At 40.4% G+C, this 2,962-nt stretch carries 6 protein-coding genes, 1 tRNA gene and 1 pseudogene; 3 read left to right on the forward strand and 5 right to left on the reverse strand.

From position 1 onward, the window contains the following. A pseudogene (locus MCQ_RS09730) lies at positions 1 to 142 on the reverse strand (XRE family transcriptional regulator); the annotation flags it as partial. 477 nt (positions 143 to 619) lie between these two features. On the opposite strand from MCQ_RS09730, the gene MCQ_RS07360 reads away from it, so the two are divergent. The 3 genes from MCQ_RS07360 (at position 620) to MCQ_RS07370 (ending at position 1,525) form a co-directional block, all read left to right on the forward strand. Next, positions 620 to 709 (forward strand) — tRNA-Ser (locus MCQ_RS07360). 245 nt (positions 710 to 954) lie between these two features. After that, positions 955 to 1,230 (forward strand): type II toxin-antitoxin system RelB/DinJ family antitoxin, encoded by a 276-nt coding sequence (locus tag MCQ_RS07365; protein WP_006924526.1) that lies wholly within the window; start codon positions 955 to 957, stop codon positions 1,228 to 1,230. 13 nt (positions 1,231 to 1,243) lie between these two features. Beyond that, positions 1,244 to 1,525 (forward strand): type II toxin-antitoxin system YafQ family toxin, encoded by a 282-nt coding sequence (locus MCQ_RS07370; protein WP_006924527.1) that lies wholly within the window; start codon positions 1,244 to 1,246, stop codon positions 1,523 to 1,525. A gap of 63 nt (positions 1,526 to 1,588) precedes the next feature. Here MCQ_RS07370 and MCQ_RS07375 read toward each other — a convergent pair whose 3' ends face one another. Genes MCQ_RS07375 through MCQ_RS07385 form a run of 4 tightly spaced genes read right to left on the reverse strand, consistent with a single transcriptional unit; the run spans position 1,589 to position 2,822 of the window. Further along, on the reverse strand, positions 1,589 to 1,819 hold the full coding sequence (locus MCQ_RS07375; protein ID WP_006924528.1) for a hypothetical protein: 231 nt from the start codon (positions 1,817 to 1,819) through the stop codon (positions 1,589 to 1,591). Beyond that, entirely contained in the window at positions 1,788 to 2,003 is a 216-nt protein-coding gene (locus tag MCQ_RS09955; protein ID WP_081489781.1) for a hypothetical protein, read from the reverse strand. The genes MCQ_RS07375 and MCQ_RS09955 overlap by 32 nt, the downstream gene beginning before the upstream one ends. Then, entirely contained in the window at positions 1,936 to 2,163 is a 228-nt protein-coding gene (locus MCQ_RS07380; RefSeq protein WP_006924531.1) for a hypothetical protein, read from the reverse strand. The genes MCQ_RS09955 and MCQ_RS07380 overlap by 68 nt, the downstream gene beginning before the upstream one ends. After that, positions 2,160 to 2,822 carry a lysozyme gene (locus MCQ_RS07385; RefSeq protein WP_006924533.1) on the reverse strand — a complete coding sequence of 221 codons (663 nt, stop codon included), beginning with the start codon at positions 2,820 to 2,822 and terminating at the stop codon, positions 2,160 to 2,162. The genes MCQ_RS07380 and MCQ_RS07385 overlap by 4 nt, the downstream gene beginning before the upstream one ends. Positions 2,823 to 2,962 lie beyond the last annotated feature (140 nt).

Raw genomic sequence — 2,962 nt, forward strand, 5'->3', positions numbered from 1 at the left:
TTTCACGACTCAACGGATTTGAAGGCTTGATTGTGAAGCTTGTACGAGAAGCGTCTGATTCCCTTCTTAAAAGGAATGTTGTCTCTTCATCGAAAGCGTAGAGTTCAATGATTTTTTCTTTCATTCCTACCAGTACAGAAATACAAAGGTTTTCTACTTTATTTCAATGCACATGTAACATCTGTAATATCTGAGATTTCCATAACAATACGCATTTTGTTTTTATAACCTTGCATACACAATATGGACTCCACTAATTTATTTAAGCGTATGACTTTCTTTTATGATGACATCAAGTGAAATAAAATAGAAGTCATACGGATATGACTGAAGTCCAATCTTTCTCTATAATTTTCTATGATAGTATATGACAAGATGTTGCAACCGAACAAGAAAAGAGAGGTAGGATCGTGCTATGGATGGCATATCGAACTTTCATTCTTTTTGAAAAAAATACCCATCCTAAAATGAAGTTGCTGATTTAAGCAGAATTCTCAAAAAACCGACTGGTTAGAAATCATTTTTGATTGGCTTTCAAATAATTTTATTAAAAATGTTTAGAAGCACATTTAAATGATTGACCTTTTGTAAGAACTTTGTAAAAAAGCATACTCAGTTTGGAGGGGTGGCCGAGCGGTTTAAGGCACCGGTCTTGAAAACCGGCGTGCAGGAGACTGTACCGTGGGTTCGAATCCCACCCCCTCCGCCACTTAGTTTTTTCTAACCAATAACTTATTGATTTTACATCATCTTTTTTAAGGTTCGGGATGTGTAAACAAAGGTTCGGGAATAGGATTTCGAATCATGACTCTACAAAACATATCTTGTTCTGCTAACTTCCTCTATTAATTTTTTAAATTCTGCTAAGCCCTCTTATGAAAAACTACGGTTGTGTCTCTTGACATCAACTGAAGTGTAGTACATTGTAGTACAAGTTAAATAGGAGATTTAGCAATGGGAAAAATTCAAGCGCGCATACCTGATGAAGTTCAAGAAATTGCAAGTGCAGTCATTAAGTCCACAGGTTTGACTGTATCGGATGCTGTGCGCATGTTTATGACACGCATTGCTAGAGATAGAGCTTTACCGCTTGATCTATTCCAACCCAATCCGGAAACATTACAAGCTATAGAAGATGCCGAAATGGGACGCGTCGAACGCACATCATTAGATGACTTACGAACCATGATTCGCGAGGATAGAATCGGAGTGCGTAAATCTGAAAAATGAACCTAAGCTTGCTATGCGAGAAATTGTTTATACGCGTTCATTCCGCCGCGACCTTAAGCGCGAAAGCAGAGGTAGATATGCTACCGCACTAGAGGAGGATTTGCTGCTTGTGGTCAAAGCGTTAGCAGAAGATAAACCACTGGAAGCGCATTGGCGAGATCATGTACTAACAGGTCAATGGCGCAATTGTCGTGATTGTCATATCAAACCAGATTTAGTCTTAATCTATCGAAAGCCAGATGCCAAAACACTAGAGCTTTTACGACTTGGATCTCATTCTGAACTGCGTTTATGATTGAAGCTCCAATTCATAGTAAAAAGAGTCTTACGAAGTATCTTCTTCAATATGACGTTTTTTCTAATTCTTTGAAAACCACTGTTTAAAATGGACGAAGATATTGTCTATCGCATCCATAAGGCGGGCAAAATCGATAACAAACATAAAGATGATAAACGCCACCCACTTCATAAAACGAGACATCATCTTCAACCCCTGATAAGTATTGATCATTTCATGAAGCAACTGTTGTTCCTTTTCTGTGAGATCTTTATCTTTGTTATTTTCTTGTCTCATCATGTCGCCAACCACATAAATGCGCTCCCTGCTTGTTATGTTTTAAAATGTCTCTTGCGAGATTGGGACTGATCACCGCAACATCTTGCTGATCCAAATAAATTGGCAACCAGCCACCACAACTAATAACCCTATTTGCCGCGCACCCAACGAGACAGAGCAGAACGCACATCACCATCACTTTTCCGATTAACTTCATTTTCAACCTCAAGACGTGTCGTTGTTATCTTTAAAGCATTCTCTGTTTGCTTGTGCTGTTCCGATTTCTTGCCAAGATGGAAGGCCTTCACTAAAGCGATAAAAAAAACGGCTAAAGCCGCTGTAAGCATCATCTGATATTTCTTAAGCCACAAAATCATAAACGTTGCTCCCGAAACCTCTTGGCTACAAACACAATGCCCGCACATGCCGCTAAAACCATGATGCCAGCCAAAGCCCATTGCACAGGACCATTGCCCGCAACCAAACCTCCAAGACCTGAAAAAGAACCTATAATCGGGGCAAGAATTTCTGCTTTGAGAGAGCCCGTTGCTCCTTTTGTTTCCACTCTCTGATAGTTAGAAGCAATATAAGCCCCTTTTGCCCATAAGCCTGCTTCGGCTGCTCGCCGGTTTGCAAGCCCTTGAAGACGTTTCCCACCCACTCTATTCCATTTCTGTAATTCCTCTGGAACAGCTTCATAATCCCCTTTATTGAGCTTCTTTAACAAGGTCGAATTGCAAAAGGCTTTTGTCCCGACATTATAGCAAAAGGACACTAATGCCGCGAATTGTTCATCCGTTAAGGAAACCATCACCGCTTCTTCAACAGTCTTTTCAAATTGTTTTAAGTCCTCACGAAGAATGGCCTCTGCTTGCTCTTGCGTGATACGCATGCCTTTGCGAACAAAAGGTCTTCCTGCCTCACTTGTGTGACCGTAACCAATGGTCCAAACGCACGCTAAATCTTTATAAGCCTGTAAACGCAAACCTTCCCATTGTTTGATCAGTGCTAACCCTTCTTTCGATATCGTTCTCATCTGCTCCTCCATAAAAAAAGCCCCACAAAAGTGAGGCGGGATAAAAGGTGTTTTCGATTATGCTTACAGAAGATTCATTCGCTCTTCTCTTTGATCAATTGCTCGACCTCTTCTACCGTAAAACCAAGACGGAAAAGATG

The sequence above is a fragment of the Candidatus Bartonella washoeensis Sb944nv genome, assembly GCF_000278135.1.
Lineage (GTDB): Bacteria > Pseudomonadota > Alphaproteobacteria > Rhizobiales > Rhizobiaceae > Bartonella > Bartonella washoeensis.